This window comes from Streptosporangium sp. NPDC051023, from assembly GCF_040689595.1.
Lineage (GTDB): Bacteria > Actinomycetota > Actinomycetes > Streptosporangiales > Streptosporangiaceae > Streptosporangium.
Map to the genome: position 1 here is coordinate 1 of NZ_JBFBCE010000139.1, position 15,798 is coordinate 15,798.

The 15,798-nt window shown below is 70.2% G+C and carries 15 protein-coding genes and 1 pseudogene; 9 read left to right on the forward strand and 7 right to left on the reverse strand.

Annotated elements, in window-relative coordinates:
- Positions 1-327: 327 nt before the first annotated feature.
- The 3 genes from AB0395_RS45485 (at position 328) to AB0395_RS45495 (ending at position 2,678) form a co-directional block, all read left to right on the forward strand.
- On the forward strand, positions 328-1,299 hold the full coding sequence (locus AB0395_RS45485) for an ATP-binding cassette domain-containing protein (RefSeq protein ID WP_366293734.1): 972 nt from the start codon (positions 328-330) through the stop codon (positions 1,297-1,299).
- The gene (locus AB0395_RS45490) at positions 1,296-2,057 is read left to right on the forward strand and encodes an ABC transporter permease (protein WP_366293737.1); all 762 of its coding nucleotides are present in this window, start codon (positions 1,296-1,298) and stop codon (positions 2,055-2,057) included. Before AB0395_RS45485 ends, AB0395_RS45490 begins: the two co-directional genes overlap by 4 nt.
- Positions 2,058-2,354: 297 nt before the next feature.
- Positions 2,355-2,678, forward strand: a complete 324-nt coding sequence (locus AB0395_RS45495) for a hypothetical protein (RefSeq protein WP_366293740.1) — start codon at positions 2,355-2,357, stop codon at positions 2,676-2,678.
- A 311-nt stretch (positions 2,679-2,989) separates the two neighbouring features.
- On the opposite strand, the gene AB0395_RS45500 is transcribed toward AB0395_RS45495, so the two are convergent.
- Both AB0395_RS45500 and AB0395_RS45505 read right to left on the reverse strand, forming a co-directional pair.
- Entirely contained in the window at positions 2,990-4,651 is a 1,662-nt protein-coding gene (locus tag AB0395_RS45500) for an ABC transporter substrate-binding protein (protein WP_366293743.1), read from the reverse strand.
- A 280-nt stretch (positions 4,652-4,931) separates the two neighbouring features.
- A complete protein-coding gene (locus tag AB0395_RS45505) occupies positions 4,932-5,414 on the reverse strand; it encodes a hypothetical protein (RefSeq protein ID WP_366293746.1) in 483 nt (160 codons plus the stop codon).
- 260 nt (positions 5,415-5,674) lie between these two features.
- Between AB0395_RS45505 and AB0395_RS45510 the strand changes: the two genes are divergently transcribed.
- Both AB0395_RS45510 and AB0395_RS45515 read left to right on the forward strand, forming a co-directional pair.
- Positions 5,675-6,277, forward strand: a complete 603-nt coding sequence (locus AB0395_RS45510; protein ID WP_366293749.1) for a hypothetical protein — start codon at positions 5,675-5,677, stop codon at positions 6,275-6,277.
- A gap of 210 nt (positions 6,278-6,487) precedes the next feature.
- Positions 6,488-6,706 (forward strand): annotated as a pseudogene (locus tag AB0395_RS45515) (ATP-binding protein); the annotation flags it as partial.
- A 15-nt stretch (positions 6,707-6,721) separates the two neighbouring features.
- On the opposite strand, the gene AB0395_RS45520 reads toward AB0395_RS45515, so the two are convergent.
- From AB0395_RS45520 to AB0395_RS45530, 3 genes are read right to left on the reverse strand one after another with little or no spacing between them, the layout of a single operon-like run.
- Positions 6,722-7,570, reverse strand: coding sequence for a type II CAAX endopeptidase family protein (locus AB0395_RS45520; protein WP_366293751.1), 849 nt, complete (start codon positions 7,568-7,570; stop codon positions 6,722-6,724).
- 30 nt (positions 7,571-7,600) lie between these two features.
- Positions 7,601-7,966, reverse strand: a complete 366-nt coding sequence (locus tag AB0395_RS45525) for a serine hydrolase domain-containing protein (protein WP_366293753.1) — start codon at positions 7,964-7,966, stop codon at positions 7,601-7,603.
- A 36-nt stretch (positions 7,967-8,002) separates the two neighbouring features.
- The gene (locus tag AB0395_RS45530) at positions 8,003-8,185 is read right to left on the reverse strand and encodes a hypothetical protein (protein ID WP_366293756.1); all 183 of its coding nucleotides are present in this window, start codon (positions 8,183-8,185) and stop codon (positions 8,003-8,005) included.
- A gap of 197 nt (positions 8,186-8,382) precedes the next feature.
- On the opposite strand from AB0395_RS45530, the gene AB0395_RS45535 reads away from it, so the two are divergent.
- Together AB0395_RS45535 and AB0395_RS45540 are read left to right on the forward strand one after the other, a co-directional pair.
- A complete protein-coding gene (locus AB0395_RS45535) occupies positions 8,383-9,708 on the forward strand; it encodes an SWIM zinc finger family protein (protein ID WP_366293758.1) in 1,326 nt (441 codons plus the stop codon).
- 90 nt (positions 9,709-9,798) lie between these two features.
- Positions 9,799-10,668 (forward strand): hypothetical protein, encoded by an 870-nt coding sequence (locus AB0395_RS45540; protein WP_366293761.1) that lies wholly within the window; start codon positions 9,799-9,801, stop codon positions 10,666-10,668.
- A gap of 102 nt (positions 10,669-10,770) precedes the next feature.
- Here AB0395_RS45540 and AB0395_RS45545 read toward each other — a convergent pair whose 3' ends face one another.
- Both AB0395_RS45545 and AB0395_RS45550 read right to left on the reverse strand, forming a co-directional pair.
- The gene (locus AB0395_RS45545) at positions 10,771-11,880 is read right to left on the reverse strand and encodes a DUF5925 domain-containing protein (RefSeq protein WP_366293764.1); all 1,110 of its coding nucleotides are present in this window, start codon (positions 11,878-11,880) and stop codon (positions 10,771-10,773) included.
- A 130-nt stretch (positions 11,881-12,010) separates the two neighbouring features.
- The gene (locus AB0395_RS45550) at positions 12,011-13,735 is read right to left on the reverse strand and encodes a protein kinase (protein WP_366293767.1); all 1,725 of its coding nucleotides are present in this window, start codon (positions 13,733-13,735) and stop codon (positions 12,011-12,013) included.
- A gap of 46 nt (positions 13,736-13,781) precedes the next feature.
- On the opposite strand from AB0395_RS45550, the gene mtnA reads away from it, so the two are divergent.
- Together mtnA and AB0395_RS45560 are read left to right on the forward strand one after the other, a co-directional pair.
- Positions 13,782-14,762: an S-methyl-5-thioribose-1-phosphate isomerase gene (mtnA, locus tag AB0395_RS45555; protein ID WP_366293770.1), complete on the forward strand. Its 981-nt coding sequence runs from the start codon at positions 13,782-13,784 to the stop codon at positions 14,760-14,762.
- A 189-nt stretch (positions 14,763-14,951) separates the two neighbouring features.
- A partial coding sequence (locus tag AB0395_RS45560; protein WP_366293772.1) for an N-acetylmuramoyl-L-alanine amidase occupies positions 14,952-15,798 on the forward strand: 847 nt, incomplete at its 3' end.

The following is a 15,798-nucleotide window of genomic DNA, read 5'->3' on the forward strand; positions in this document are numbered from 1 at the left end:
GGCGGGGGCGGCCAGGCCGACCGGCCTCCCCCCTTCGGGGTCGTGGCACATTCCCCGGGAAATCGCGATGTTTTTCCCCTGCCTCGAAAAGCCCATGTCAGAAGGGGGAACAGCGCGGGCGAGGAGTTTCCCGCGCCTCGGGGAAAGCGGTGTTTTCGCAGGTCGGGCAGAACGTGAACGTACTTTTCACGTTTGCCAAACCCGGATTCCGTGGTCAAGGATGAATCATCACCGGCTGAGCCCCCGACCTGGGGTTTTCTCGTCATGCCCGGCAACCGCCCGCCGTGCCCGCCGGATGTCCGCCCATGCCCGCCCCGAGGAGGGACGATGATCCATGCCCGAGGACTGACCCGAAGATTCAAGACCAAAGGGGGAGGCGTCGACGCCGTACGCGACCTCGACCTCGATGTCGAGGCCGGTCAGCTGGTGGCCTTCCTCGGCCCGAACGGAGCGGGAAAGTCCACCTGCCTGCGCATGTTCACCTCGCTGCTTCCCCCGACCTCGGGGACCGCGCGCGTCGCGGGCCGCGACGTCGTGTCCGACCCGGCCGGGGTGCGCGCCCACATCGGCTACGTCGGGCAGAAGAGCAGCGCCGGTGAGAACTTCCGCGTCCGCGACGAGCTGGTGACCCAGGGCCGTTGCTACGGCCTCACCCGATCCCGGGCGCGGGAACGGGCCGAGGAGGTTCTCGACATGCTGGACCTGCGTCCCCTGGCCGGACGTAAACCCGGCACCCTGTCGGGCGGCCAGCGCAGGCGCCTTGACATCGCCATGGGGCTCGTTCACCGGCCCCGGCTGCTGTTCCTCGACGAGCCCTCGACCGGCCTCGACCCGCAGAGCCGCGCCAACATCTGGGAGCACATCCTGCGGCTGAGAGAAGAACACGGCGCGACCATCTTCCTGACCACCCACTATCTGGAGGAGGCCGACACCATGGCCGAGCGGGTCGTGATCATCGACCGGGGCCGGATCATCGCCGACGACACGGCCGGACGCCTCAAGAGCGACCTGGCGGGCGACCGCGTCACGATCACCGTCCACGACGAGGCGGAGGCGGCGAAGGCGGCCGGGATCGCGCGGCGGATCGCCGCGCCCGGCGAGGTCACCGAGGACGGCACGACCGTCCTGCTGCGGGTGCCCCACGCGGCCTCGGCACTGCCCGGGTATCTGCGGTCGCTGGAGGCGGCCGGTGTGAAGGTCGCCACCGCCGAGACCGCCAGGCCCACCCTGGATGACGTGTTCCTCGCGCTCACCGGGCGCAGTCTCCGCGAGGGCGACCCCCAGGACGGTGCCGCGTGAGCGCCAAGCTGGTCCGGGACACCGCGACGGTCTTCTCCCGGGAGTTCGCCCCCGTGCCGCGTGAACCTGTCGGCCTGCTGTTCACCATGGGACAGCCCCTCGTCTTCCTGTTCCTGTTCGGCCCGATGCTGTCGGGAACGGGGGCCCTCGGGGACGGTGGCGCGTCGTGGCAGTGGTTCGTGCCGGGCATCCTGGTCATGCTGTGCCTGTCCGGGCCGATGTCAGCCGGATACTCGCTGCTGGTCGAGCTGATCGGAGGCTCGATGGAGCGGATGCTCGTCACTCCGCTGAGTCGTACGGCGATGCTGGTCGGCCGGACCATGAAGGAGTTCGTGATCCTGCTGGCCCAGGCCGTGCTGATCATCGCTCTCGCGGTGCCGCTGGGGTTCCGGCCGAACCCCGGGGGAGTGCTGGCCGGGCTGGCGCTGCTGACCGTGCTCGGGGTCGGTCTGGGCGGGTTCTCCTTCGCCCTCGCGATCGCCTCCCGCCCCGGGGGTGAACTGTTCTTCGGAGTCACCCAGATGGCGATGTTCCCGCTGATGCTGCTGTCGGGCCTGCTGCTTCCGCTGGACTCAGGCCCGTCCTGGCTGCGGGCCGCGGCGGCGCTGAACCCGGTCTCCTACGTCGTGGAGGCGGAACGAGCGCTGTTCGCGGGCCGGTTCATGGAGTCGCCCGTGCTGTACGGCCTGCTCTGCGCCTGCGCGGTTGCCGCGGCGGGCCTGGCGCTGGGCATCCGCGCGATGCGGCGCGGCGTCTGACGCTCGACGCGCGGCACCGCCCCGTGCGATCCCCGGCGCGTGGCCGCCGGTCCGCGCCCGCCGGTCCGCGCCCGCCCGGCGCGGCGGACCGGCGCTCCAGGCGGGGCGCCGCACGGCCATTTCACATCGACGACCTGTCATCCCTTGCGCCGTCTTTGTGTGGGATATAACACAAAGCTTATATGTTAGACATTTCTTGCCTGCTTCTTAGGTCAAAGATAACTTTTGTCGCGCACCTCTGCGCGGGCGTTCTCCGTCCGCGATTCGCTTTCGCACTCTGATCGGAGGTATCAACGCGTGATTTCCAGGAAGGCGGCGGCCGTCGTCGCCGCCGGAACTCTGGCCGCGGGAGGCCTACTGTGCGGCCAGGTCCCCGCCCTGGCCGACGGCTCGCCCATGACCCCCCAGGCCAGCTGCCGGTCCTACACCAACGACACCAGGACCATCGGATACGGTGCCTGCGCCATCGTCGACGGCTGGGAACGCTGGCGGCTCGCCGTGAGATGCACGACCAGGAGCACCGACTACTACTCTCCCTGGCAGTACACCTCGCTCACGAAAAGCTATCTGTGCCCCTACGGGGGCAAGGTGACCATGGTCTGGACCGACAGCCAGTCCTGACCAGGACGCCCGGGGCGGGCCCGTGAGGCTCGGCCGGGGCATGTTCGGCCGGTGGCGAGCACGCCGCCGGAGCGCGGCCCGGCGGTGCGCCCCCGCCGGACGCTCTCACCGGAAGAACCCGCGGGAGGCCCTCGCCCGGGAGACGGGGAAACGGCGAAGGCCGATGACGATGGCCAGGATGATAATGGCTCGCCGGGTTTTCTCCCGCTGAATGAAATAATTGAAATTAATAGTTTATGTCATCGTATATGAAACGTGTCCGGCGTCACGATGCGGGTCAGGTGGCGGACCATCGCGCGGGGCCGTCCCCGTCAGAGACCGGGCGCGAGGCCGTGGACGAACACGACGTTGGGATAGGCGGGATTGTCCACGTAACCCCGCACCGACCTGGCGTAGGCACGCTGGTAGTTCTGGACGTACGGCACCGCCACGGCCGCCCGCTCCGTCACGATCATCCGCTGCAGCTCGGTGTACGACTTCTCCGCCGCGGCCCTGTCGGTCGCCGTTAGCTCGGGCAGCGCGTCGATGGCGCTGTCGACGGCCCGGTCCTCCAGGTAGGAGAGGTTGAACGAGATCGGGTCCGCGCTGCGGAACACGTTGACGAACCAGGAGTAGGCGTCGGCGTAGTCCGGATACCAGTACATGACGAAGATGTCCTGCCGCTTGCCCGGGTCCTTCGCCTTACCCCTGCCCCACTGGGCGTTCCACTGCAGCGGTGTCGCCTCGAGCGTGACGTGCAGCTGCTTCAGCGCCGAGCTGAGCAGCGTCACCAGCAGCCGCTGGTCGCTGTCACCCTGGGCGTAGGTCAGCGTGAGCCTCAGCTCCTGCAGGTCGGGGCCGTAGCCCGCCTGCGCGAGCAGTTCCTGGGCGCCGGGCAGGTCTTGCTTGGGCAGGTCGCCGGATGTGAAGCCCAACAGGCCGAGGGGAACCAGGCCGGGCGTCGGGCGGGCCGAGCCCTTCAGCGCGTCGATCAGGCCCTCGTAGTCGATCGCCTTCTGCAGCGCCTGCCGTATCCGCACGTCCCGCAGCGGCCCGCTCGCGGTGTTGAAGAGCGTGAGCAGGTTCTGGAACGACGCGGTCTCCGAGGTCTGCGCGCCCTGCCTCGCCGCCTCGGCGAACAGCTGCGGGCTGAGCCTGGGGACGAACGAGACCTCGTCGCGCTGGAGCAGCCGCGCGGCGGTGGTCGGCTCGGGGGTGACCCGGTAGGTGATCTTCGTATAGTGGGGGCCGTCCCAGCCGCCCCAGTAGCCTTCGAAGGCCTTCAGGGTGAGCTCGGTCTCCTCGCCCTTGCGCCACGAGCCGATGGTGTACGGCCCGCTGCCCGCGTCCTTGCCCTGCTCGAACCACTTCTTCAGATCGCCGTTCCCGGTGGCCTGGATGTCGTACACGTAGGCGGCGTAGCCGGAGGAGGCGACCAGGTCGAGGGGGCTCGGATACTTCAGCGTGAAGACCAGAGTCTTGGCGTCCCTGGCCTCGATGCCTTCGACCGCGCCCCAGATGTAGGCCGCGCCCGCGCCGATCTTCCTGGTGCGCTCGATGGAGGCCTTGGCCGCCGCGGCGTTCACCGGCCTGCCGGTGTGGAACACGGCGCCGTCGCGCAGGGTGAACGTCCAGATCCTGCCGTCGGAGGAGCTCGTCCACGAGGTGGCCAGGCGCGGCTCCGCCTTGCCCGTCCGCTGGTTGTAGACGGTCAGCGACTCGTAGACGTTCTGCATGGCGATGATCTCGTTGGAGTACGAGGACGCCGGGTCCCAGTCGGTGACCACGTCCAGATTCGGGGCATAGACGAAGGTCGCGTTCCCCGGCGCGCCCGGTGAGGCGGCGGGGGAGGACTGCGCGGAGGACGGGTCCGGCCTCGGGGTGTCTTGCGGGGTGTCCTGTGCGCCGCGAACCCTGCCGCCCGCGCATCCGGAGACCGTCAACGCAAGAACGGCCGCCGCTACCGCGGCGAACGCGCGTTTGTGCCGGCGCATGATGGCCCTTTCTTCTCTTCTGTCCGACGAGGGGACCAGCGGCCTTGACACGCACGCGTACAGCGGGCTCAGGCAGGTGACCGAGGGGGACCTCGCTGAGTTCGACGATCCTGACCGCTGCCGGGATCGCCCGGTGGCGACCGCCCGCGCCACCGCCTCCTGTCCGGCGTTCTCGATGGCCCGCGCGGCCGCTCCCAATGGGCAAGATCGTAGCGAAACGTCCGCCCGTGAGCGCGACGCTCGCGCCGACGGCGTCGTTCCCTAGGAGGAGGGCGCCCTGTCAGGACGAACAGAACGTGTCCTCGATCGCCGTCAGGATCCTGTCCGCCTGCCGGGCGCCGATCGGGGCCGTGTCGTCGAAGCGGAGGCGGACGCGCGCCGTTACCCTCGCGCGGTCCATCCCGCTCATCAGGTCCCGGCACGAGTTCAGCGCCCTGCCGATCGATCGCCGCCGGTCAAGCGCGGGATCGATCTCCCGCAGGGCGGCCAGCAGCGCCCGGGTCTCACGCCTGCCGGGAGAGGGGACGGTAAGCGGTCCTGTGGGCGACGGGACCCCTGCGGGCCCGGTGAGCGTCGTGGCACTGGGCGCGGGGGTGCTCGCCCTGACGGCGTTGTGCGCCCTGCTGATCCTGTCGCCGATGACACCGATCCCGGCGACCAAGACGAATCCCATCCCGGCCGACAACAGCAGCGCTTTCAGCGGGCTGTGCCGTTTCGGCTGCCGGTCGCGCCGCGGGGAACGTTGACGACGGAGAGTTCGCACCCACCGGACGATAGGGGGCACGGCACCTCCAGGGTAGGCGGACGCTCCATCCGGCTTTCGGTCGGTACTCCGGCGGACCCCACCGCGGGGCAGCGGCATACCCGCAGGAAACCGATGCTCGCGGCATTTTCCGATGGTCCGATTTGACCATTCATGACTTTGATCAATCGGATTCCGATAAATCCTTGATCGGTACAGCGCAGAGTTTGGCGTTACATTCTTCGGTCCGCCACCGCGACTTCGACCGGTGAAGGAGTGACATGCGTGCCATCCATGTGGTGAAGGCCTGGTTGTCGGGCCCTGCGGCCATGGCGATGCTCACACCGTGCCGTATCTCCGTCCATTCCACCACCGGCGGTTCTCCGAGGTCACGCGCGACATTCTCCGTACGGGCAGTCAACGAAAGAACCTTCGGAAAGGAACTCACCGTGAGGATAAAAGCGATCGCAGTCGGAACGGCCGTGGCCCTCGGCCTGGCCCTCAACGGCCTGACAGCGAATCCGGCGTCGGCCGCGAGCGCGGGAGGATACACCTACTCCTGCTCCAGGGGCGGATTCACCGGATATATATATGTGAACTTCTCACGCGGTTCGAACGGGCGGATTTATCGAATCAACTGGCTGCAGTACAGGATCAACAAGGGGCGTAACCGCGGCGGCAACAGCGCGAACGTCTTCTGGTACGACCCCAGCACTCTGCCTGCGACCTCCGTCAAAACCACCCACGGCATCCAGGACAACCGGTGGCACAGATTCAGCGGCAGCCTTGGCACCGGTGGTGGGCGCGGCAGCACCTTCAAATTCATCTTCGACAAGAGCTCGGCGAGTGACCCCTCCTGTTGGGCGCCGACGCACATGCGCTGAGAAACCGACTGCCGATCACCCCCGGCCTGCCGATCACCGCCGATAGGCCTTGGCGGAGGGGTTGCGGGCCCCGGATACCGCTCGCCCATGGGCGCTGCATCAACGTCCAGGACAAACTTCCCGAAACTCCATCACTTCGTCCCCGTGCCCGAGGTCGACTCGCTGGCCGAGGCCGCCGTCCGCGACCAGATGACCCACCGCAGGTTCCTGGCCGAGCTGCTGTTCCAGGTCCTGACCAAACGCGAGGAGAAGAACAGCCTTGCGATCGCCTCCAACGAAGCCTTCAGCGGCTGGGCCAAGACCTTCACCGATCCACGTCTCTGCGCCGCCATCGTCGACCGCCTCACCTTCGGCGGAACCATCATCGAGACCGGCACCGACTCCTACCGCCTCGCCCAGACCCGCGCCCGAGACCACGCTGCCGGCTGACCACCACACCACAACTCACTGAAGGGCGGGACCGCACGGCGGCCCGCCCTCTTCAGTAGACCCGCGGACAAGCTGCGCCCGGCTCGGGCGCATCAGCCACACGGCAGCGGCGAGCGTGAGCACCCAGCCGATCACTTCGATGAGCAGGTGATCCGTTGCGTTGGGGACGGATTGCAGCAGGTACACCCGGACGCTGTTGATCGCTCCGTGCGTCAAAACCGCGGGCCAGACACTCCCCGACCGCCAGCGAAGTGCGAGCAACAGCGGCGCCCATGGCAGCATGCCCGCGAAGTAGATAACGATGTCCCAGGGGGGTCGATCACCGATGACGGCGAGGACCGGCAGGTGCCAGACGATCCAGACCAGACCGCTGACAAGGGCCAGCGGCCAGAATCCCCATGACGCGGCGCGCGTCGCCAGCCAGCCGCGCCAGCCGAACTCTTCGCCGATGGCGAAGACCGACTGCATGAGGAAGACCGGAACGATCCACATGGTCGCCGTGAAGATCTGGTTAAGCGGGTTGAGCTGCCAGATCCCCAATGCCAGTGCGATGGCGGTTTGGATCGCGGCGATCGCGGCGATGAGGCCGATGCCGATGCCGGCCCACTTGGGTGTGCCGCGCCACCTGGTGGCGAACGTCTCTCGGAACGTTCCGGGTCGTCGGGCAAGCCACATGATGATCGCTGCGAGCAGCGGGGTCAGTTGCAGGATCGGAGTGATCAGGTTGTAGAAGTCCGTCGGGACGAGCCGGAAGACCATCGGAACGGACAGCGCGAAACACAGCAGGACGGCGATCGCGAAAAACCACGTGACATCGACAATAGTTGATCTGGCAGAACTGGAGCGCGTGGGGGACGCAGTCATGATGACCTCGTTTCGTGCGGGCGCGAGGATCTAGCTCGATGAACGTACGGTGATCTTGGTGTAGCGCGGATCGGCCATCTTGAACTCGGGGAGAACCTTGACGACCGGGTCGTCCACGGAGAATCGGTCCGTCAGCAGCATGATCGCCGTCGCCGTCATCGACTTGCTCAAGGACGCGATACGGAACGGCGTCCGGGGCGTCACCGCGTTGTCGTCCCCATCCCGGCCGCGGACGATCGTCTCGACGGACGACCCGTCGATCACGGCAGCTGCGACGCCCGGCGTGCCGTAGACGGAGCGGTAGTCGTCGATCAGCTCCTGGTCACCGGCATAGGCCGGGGCTGTCCAGCCGGCGAGGATGACGACGCTGAGAAGTGTGAGACGTAGGAAACGCACAATCTCGAAGCTAGGCCTGGCGGAATCGGTCCGGCCTCACCCGAAGGGGTGAACCCGGTACCGCCCGTCAGGATGGAATTCGTGGCGAGCGACGAGCCCGTTCTCGTAGGCGTAGATCACCACGTGCACGCGGTCACACAGGTGCCCTGGCGGCATTCCCGGTTCGGCCCGCTCGCCCGCGCCCGCGGCCGAGACCACGCTGCCGGCTGACCACCACACCACAACTCACTGAAGGGCGGGACCGCACGGCGGCCCGCCCTTCAGCTATCCATCACCACTTCACTGTTGCTGAATCTCGTCGACATCACCGGCTCCCACGCCCCCGCAACCGCTGCCCTAACCGACACCCACCCGTCCGTGTGGTGGCCGGGGGAGTCGTTCTGGGTTTGTCGGTGGTGATCTCTAATGTCCGCCGCATGACGAGTACGTTGCAGGCGTATTCCTACGCCGGGCCCTCCACTCTTTCCGAGGGCCACCTGGGATTGTCGACCTCGGGAGGCCGGACGGCCACGGGCTTCCTCGACCATCCCCGGTTCTTCAGCGGCCTGCTCACCCAGGCCGCGCCCGCCGCCGCAGGGCTGCTCGCGGTCGCCGACGTGGCGCTGGCGCGCTACCACAGACCGCAGCCGGGATTCACCCGCGACCCGGTGGTGACCTGTGGCGGCGACCGGCTCAGGTTCGAGTCGTTCTCCGCGTGCGGCGGCGTCTACTCCCGCCTCGACGTGCTGGGTCCCGCCCTCGACGGCGAGGTGTTCGATCGGGGCACGACCAACGTCGACGTGAACAACCCGCTGCGCGAGGCGTTGGCCAGGGTCGGCGGGCGGGACCCGTTGCACGTGGGCGTCGGGCCCGACGAGCTCACCGTGACCACACTCGACGGCGCGGTCGTCGAGAAGAAGGTCCCGCTGCCCGCCCGGTGGCTGCGCGGCTTCGCCGAGGTCCAGGTCATCGCCGCGGGGTTCGACCTGCGCGCCGAGCTGGCGGGCCCGCAGGCCGTCCGTTTCCTGCGCGGCCTGCCCAGGAGGGCGGCGGCCGAGGTCTGGGCCGTCCCAGCGGGCCGTGAGCTGCGGGTCTCCGAGCGACAGGTGCCTGGCGCGGTCCATCTCGCCGGGGTCGGGCGGCTGGCGACGATGACGCCGCTGCTCAGATTCGCCAAGGCCTTGCGCGTCTACGGCCCGGCGGACGGCTCGGGATCCAGCGCATGGGAGCTTGAACTGCCCGGCATGCGTTACACGCTGGCCCTGTCCCCGCAGGCCTGGCGCGGCTTCTCCGGAGAGGGCGCAGTCCTGGCCGACCTCTCCGGTGACCAGGTGGCCGACGACGCCGACCTCGTCGGCGTGCTGCTGAACTTCGAGCCGACCCTCGAACTCGGCCTGCTCGCGGAACGCTCCGGCCTGGCGCCGGAACGGGTCCGCGCCGCGCTCACCCAGCTCGGCACGGCGGGCCGGGTCGGCTACGACCTCGCGGAGGCCGCCCACTTCCACCGTGAGCTGCCCTACGACCGTGACCACGTCGCCGCGCTGAACCCCCGGCTCGTCTCGGCCCGCGCGCTCGTCGACGACGGTGCCGTCCGGCTGACCGGTCCCGGATCGGCCGAGGTCGGCACCGAGGGCGGCGTCCGCGTGGTCGGGCTCGAGGACGGATCGTGCACCTGCCCGTGGTGGTTCGACCACCGTGGCTCGCGTGGCCCCTGCAAGCACGTGCTCGCCGCCCGGATCGTCGCCAGGGAAGCGTCCCGATGAGCGTCTGGGACGAGGTTCGCGAGCTCGTCGACACCCAGCGGGTCGTCGCGCTGATGAAGTGCCTGACCGGGCTCGACGACGCCGGACGGCGTGAGGTGGCCCGCGAGCTGCCCGGCCATCTCGAGGTGGTGCGCGAGCGCGCCAGGGAGATGTCCCGGCGCCACCACGAGTACGCCGCAGAGAGATCCCCGGCGATACCGGAGCGGGTCGGCCGGCGGCGTCCTCGACGTCGAGGCGGAGCGATGGAGACACGACCCCGACGACGACCTGGGCGGCTGGGCCGAGCCGCTACGGGCGGACTTCCAGCAGGCGCTGCTCCGCCTGCCCCGGGTGATTCCCCCCGGAGTGGCGGCCAGGGCGGGCGAGCTGACCTCGGCGGCGGGGAAGGAGGCCGCCGGGTGGCTGGCCCTCGGCGGCCTACCGGACCCCGTGGTGACCGTCCGCTGGCGCTGGAGCGAGAACCTGAAGGCCAGGTGGCTCGACGAGCGGATGTTCGCGTTCGGGGCGGGAACCACATTGGAGCTCACAGGGTTCACAGAGCCCACGGGCCCGGCGGGCACGCCGGGTACGGTCCAGCCGGTCGTGCTCGTCAAGGCGGTCCGGACCGGACTCGGGCTGGCCGACGAGCTGCTGACCGGTGTCGTCAGGGGGGCGATCGAGGACGGCGGTGGCCACATGGACTGGTGGCCGGTGATCATGCCCTCGCATCGAGAGGCGGTCGCCGCGCACATGGCGCCCCTGCTGCGGCCAGGTTGGGGCCGGGAGCGGGTCGAGGCCAGGCGGCTGGCCGAGCTGGTCGAGCTCGGCGCGACCACGGCCGAATGGGCCGGGGCCAGCGGGGAGATCCCCGACATCACGGCGATCGCCGCGCGCAGGAACTCCAGCCGGTTCGCCGGTTGCTGCCGCCGCCTGCGCGACCTGCTGGCCCGGCCGCAGGAGGCTCCGGGGCGGCGGGGATGACCGTCCGGTTGGGTATGGCGGTCGCCGTACGGGGAGCGAGGCAGGACCGGGGCACCGTCGAGGTTTCGCCTCGGCGGCGCCCCGGACGCACCGGGCGGCGTCTCAGAGGTAGAGGCCGATGGTCTCCGGGGCGGTCGAGGTGTTGCTCACGCCGTCACGCAGGGCGAACAGCTCGGCCAGGGTCGCGCCCGACGGGGGGACGCCCTCCGTGCTGCCCAGCCACCGGGCCGCCTCGTCGTGGGGGAGGGCGCCGACCTCGATCTGGGCCAGGCAGCGGCCGGGACGGACGACCGCCGGGTGGAGCCGGGCCAGGTCCTCGTTGGTCGTGATGGCGACCAGCACGTCCCGGCCGTGGCCGAGCAGGCCGTCGGTCAGGTTGAGCAGGCGGGACAACCCCTGTCCCGTCATCTCCTTCGCCCCCGACCTGATCAGCTCGTCGCAGTCCTCGAGAACGAGGAGCCGCCACTTGCCGCCCTCCTCCTCGGAGTCGGAGCCGACCGCCACCTCCATCAGGTATCCCGGGGAGTTGAACAGGCGCTCCGGGTCGAGCACGCAGTCCACCTGGCACCAGGACCGCCACTCGCGGGCGAGCGTGCGCAGCAGCGTGGTCTTGCCGGTGCCGGGCGGGCCGTGCAGGAGGAGCAGGCGGCCGTGCACGTCGGCCGGGGTGACGGACATCAGGCGGGCCAGCGGGCCGTCGAGGGTGCGGGCGTAGTTGCCGCCGATCTTGGCCCACGGGGAGGCGGTGATGGGCTTCTCTGAGCGGCGGGCTCCGTGCGGGCCCTGCCACCAGAAGCCCATCTCGACGTGCTCGCTCTCCGGGGCGGGTTCCAGCGCGTCCTTGACGGTCTCCTCGATCACCGAGCGGGCCAGCTCGTCGTCGACCGCGGTGACGCTGACCAGCGCGGAGCGGTTGCGGTAGCGGATCACGCGCAGGGTCCAGCCCTCACCGCGGATCAGCCGGGACTCGCGTCCGTCGTCCTCCCGTGCCGCCCGCACCAGCGTGCCCGCCGCGGGTGCCAGCGGAGCGTCGGCACGGACCCGTTCCAGCTCCGTGGTGCGTGACCACGGTTGCGCGCCCGTCGCGAACGGCGAGAGCGCGAGAGCGTCGATCACGTCCATTGCCGAGTCGCCGTCGTCGAGCCAGACGTTTATCGGCAGTTCCCTCGCGGGTGGTTCGGGGGTGAAGTTGACCTCCCTCAGTACGGACATATCGGCAATGATCCCCTTTGCTGTCACGCAGGTCGAGGGGTTTTCGGCGTCAAAGGCGCATCAACGGCGGGCACGGCCGGGCGGGCCGCCCGATCAGGCCCGTTGATCATGACCCGGGCCCGTTCCCGTGTCAGCCCCTGGACAGCTCGCCGTCGTAGGCGGTGCCGAAGTTCAGGCCGTCGATCCAGTGGTAGGCCAGTTTGTCCCCCTTGCGGGTGAGGGTCAGCGTGCCCGGGACGCAGGTGAGGGGATCGTCCACCTTCAGGGCGAAGCCGAGGGCCGATCCGCCGGCCTTGGTCAGCCCGAGGGTGCCGGAGCACCCGGAGGTCGGCTCCGTCCACAAGCCCGAGTCCTTGCCCGAGGTGAGGCCGATCTTCACGTCGTGCTCCTTGAGGGGGAACAGGCCGGTGGGGTCGGTCGGCTTGATGTGCCCCGACCAGGTGCCGGCGAACGCGGCGGGAATCCTCAGGCCGCCCTCCGGTCGCTGGGACTCCGCCGTCGCGGACGGCCCCGGGGTCGGTTCCAAGGTCGGTTCCGGGGTCGGTTCCGCGGTGTCGGTGACGTCGCCAGGGTTCCCGCTGTCGTCGTCCCCTCCCGAGGAGGTGTCGCCTGAGGAGGTGTCGCCTGAGGAAGTTTCGCCCGAGCCGGAGGACGGGGTCGCGGTGTCGCCAGGGTGGATCTCGGCACTGAGCGGGGTGGTGGCCGGGCTCTGGCCGCTTCTGGAGGAGGTGGCGGCGGCGATCGGGCCGCCGGTGTTCCGGCCGCTGACGAGGTACCAGGCCGCGACACCTCCGGCGATCACGAGCGCGGCCACGACGAGGCCCGCGCCGATGGCGACCCCCCGGGACGACCGCCGGGACGTCTGGGTGTCGAGGTCCAGACCGCCCGCGCCGCCGCCCGCGTCCGTGCGGTCCGCGGCGTCTGTGCTCCCGCCGCTCCCGCCGCTCCCGCCGCTCCCGCCGCTCCCGCCGCTCCCGCCGCTCCCGCCGCTCCCGTCGCCGGGAGCCGCGGCGATCCGGGAGCCGATCCTGGCCAGATCCTCGGTCGAGGGCGGCGACTGGCCACCCGGGTCGACGAGGCTGACCATCAGGGAACGGGCCGTCGGCCTGCGGGCGGGATCCTTGTCCAGGCACGAGCCGATCAGCCCGGCCAGCCTGGCGGGCAGCGCCGACAGGTCCGGCTGGTGGTTCAGGATCCGGTTCAGTACGGCCGGCAGTGTGTCGGCCCCGAAAGGCGAACGTCCGCTCGCCGCGCAGAGCATCGTGGCCGCCCAGGCGAAAACGTCGGAGGCGGGCGAGGCGGGAGCGCCGCCGATCTGCTCCGGCGCCATGTAAGCGGGGGTGCCGACGATCCCCGAGGTCATCGTCGCCGCGCCGTCCGCCCTCGCGATGCCGAAGTCGACGACCCGGGGACCGTCCGGGCCGAGCAGCACATTGGCCGGCTTGAAGTCGCGGTGCACCACCCCGGCCGCGTGGATCGCCGCCAGCGCGGTGGCCGTGCCGACCACCAGGCGCTCCAGCTCGCCGCTCCGCAGCGGTCCCCGCTCCCGGATCCGCTCCTGCAGCGACGGCCCGTCGACGAACTCGCTCACCACATAGGGCCGGGGCCCGTCGACCGACGCGGCCAGCACGCGCGCCGTGCAGAAGGGGGCGACGCTCTCCAGCGCGGACAGCTCCCTGGCCAGCCGCGCCCGCGTCTCCCGGTCGCTCCCGAACAGGAGTTTGACCGCGACCGGCTCCCCACCGGGCGCGTGTCCCAGGTAGACGACGCCCTGGCCTCCCTCACCCAGTCTTCCGGTCAGCCGGAACACCCCCAGCCTCGACGGGTCTTCGGGGGACAGGGGGGTTGCGACCATGGGGCAAGGCTAGCGATGACCGCTTGGTATGGGCATATTTTGAGACATGCGGACGATCGACTGGGTTGACGGGGCCGTCGAGCTCGTGGACCAGACAGCGCTTCCCGACAGGTGTCACCTCATCCGGATCGACACGGTCGACGGGCTGGTCGAGGCCATCAGGAGGCTGGCCGTACGGGGGGCTCCCGCCCTGGGGGTCGCGGGGGCGCTCGGGGTCGCGCTCGCGGTGCGCGGCGAGCCCGACCCGGTCGCCGCGGCGGCCCGGCTGCGCGCGGCCAGGCCGACCGCGGTCAATCTCGCCTGGGGCGTCGACGAGGCGCTCGCACACCTGGACGGCGGGTTCGAGGCGGTTCTCGGCCGCGCGCTGCGCATCAGGGACGAGGACATCGCGGCCTGCCGCGCGATGGGGGAGCGGGGGGCCGACCTGGTGCGCGAGCTCACCGGGCGCGATCGGGTGCGGATCATGACCGTCTGCAACACCGGAGGCCTGGCGGCCGTCGAGCGCGGCACCGCCCTCGGCGTCGTGCAGACCCTGCACGAGCGGGGGCAGCTCGCCGAGGCGCTGGCGCTGGAGACCAGGCCGCTGCTGCAGGGCGCCAGGCTGACGGCGTGGGAACTGGGCAGGATGGGGGCGCCCTACCGGCTGGTCGCGGACTCGGCGGGGCCGTTCCTGCTGGCCAGAGGGCACGCCGACGCCGTGCTGATCGGCGCCGACCGGATCGCCGCCGACGGCGACACGGCGAACAAGATCGGCTCCTACGCCCTGGCCCTCGGCGCCCGCCGCGCGGGCGTGCCCTTCGTCGTCGTCGCCCCCGAGACCACCGTCGACCTGGCGACCGCGACCGGGGCCGCGATCGAGATCGAGGAGCGTGACCCTGAGGAGGTGCTGCACGTACGCGGGACCCGGCTCGCGCCGGAGGGGGCGGGCGCCCTGAACCCGGCCTTCGACGTCACCCCGCACGACCTGGTCACGGCCATCGTCACCGAGCGCAGGGTGATCCGCCCCGGCCGGGGCGAGCGGCCGTGACGGTCCCCGCGCGGGGGTTTAGCGGCCCCGCCCCCGGTTAGGAGAGGCGGGTTCCGACGTCCGCCCCCTACCTGGAGCCCCATTTCGCCGTGTTTCGTCGGTAGATCAGTTGGTAAACCCTGGCATGGGGCGACGCGTCAGCCATTACGCTCCGGTAAACCCCCTGTACCCGAACCGTGGAGAAGCCTCGTGGCCATCGATCTTGTTACTCGTCGCGAGTGGGGTGCCCGGGAGCCGCGTGGTTCCTACGGCCGGCTCAATTCGACCAGAGGCGTGAAGGTCCACTACACCGGTGGCCAGGTCAGCCCGGACCTCGTCAACGACCACGCCAAGTGCGTCGCCATGGTGAAGTCCATCCAGAACTACCACATGGACGGCAACGGCTGGATCGACGTCGGCTACTCGATGCTGGTCTGCCCGCACCGGAAGGTCTTCGAGGGGCGGGGCCCGAACCACCTGCCCGCCGCGAACGGCCCCGGGCTCAACAGCGGCCACTACGCCGTGCTCGGCATGGTCGGCAACGCCGGGCTGACCCAGCCGCCAGACGGCCTCCTGAACGGCATCCTCGACGCCATCGAGTATCTCCGCGACAAGGGCGGCGCGGGCACCGAGATCAAGGGACACCGTGACGGCTACTCGACCGACTGCCCCGGTGAGCCGCTGTACGCCTGGGTGAAGCAGGGCGCCCCCCGCCCCGGCGGAGGCGAGGGGCCCGACCGGCCGCACGAGCCCCCGGCCTTCCCCGGGCGCGTCCTGAAGTACCCGCCGGTCATGAACGGGGAGGACGTCCGTACCTGGCAGCGCCAGATGAGGACGCGAGGCTGGAGCCTCGACGCCGACGGCCTGTACGGCGAGCGCTCCCGCGAGGTCTGCCGCGGCTTCCAGCGGGAGAAGAGCCTGCCGGTCACCGGCGCCGTCGACCGCGCGACCTGGGAGGCCTCCTGGAAGGCGCGGCAGACCTCGCGGGAGCGCTCGCCGTACAGGCCGTCGGCGTCGAGGCTCCAGCCTCGCGTCCTCATCTGGCGCTGCCAGGTAC

What these genes read in the sequence shown, in the direction of transcription:
- mtnA (WP_366293770.1), top strand. Translation starts at nt 13,782, where the DNA reads ATGCGGACGATCGACTGGGTTGACGGGGCCGTCGAGCTCGTGGACCAG.
- AB0395_RS45500 (WP_366293743.1), bottom strand. Translation starts at nt 4,651, where the DNA reads ATGCGCCGGCACAAACGCGCGTTCGCCGCGGTAGCGGCGGCCGTTCTT.
- AB0395_RS45550 (WP_366293767.1), bottom strand. Translation starts at nt 13,735, where the DNA reads ATGGTCGCAACCCCCCTGTCCCCCGAAGACCCGTCGAGGCTGGGGGTG.
- AB0395_RS45535 (WP_366293758.1), top strand. Translation starts at nt 8,383, where the DNA reads ATGACGAGTACGTTGCAGGCGTATTCCTACGCCGGGCCCTCCACTCTT.
- AB0395_RS45545 (WP_366293764.1), bottom strand. Translation starts at nt 11,880, where the DNA reads ATGTCCGTACTGAGGGAGGTCAACTTCACCCCCGAACCACCCGCGAGG.
- AB0395_RS45510 (WP_366293749.1), top strand. Translation starts at nt 5,675, where the DNA reads ATGCGTGCCATCCATGTGGTGAAGGCCTGGTTGTCGGGCCCTGCGGCC.
- AB0395_RS45520 (WP_366293751.1), bottom strand. Translation starts at nt 7,570, where the DNA reads ATGACTGCGTCCCCCACGCGCTCCAGTTCTGCCAGATCAACTATTGTC.
- AB0395_RS45485 (WP_366293734.1), top strand. Translation starts at nt 328, where the DNA reads ATGATCCATGCCCGAGGACTGACCCGAAGATTCAAGACCAAAGGGGGA.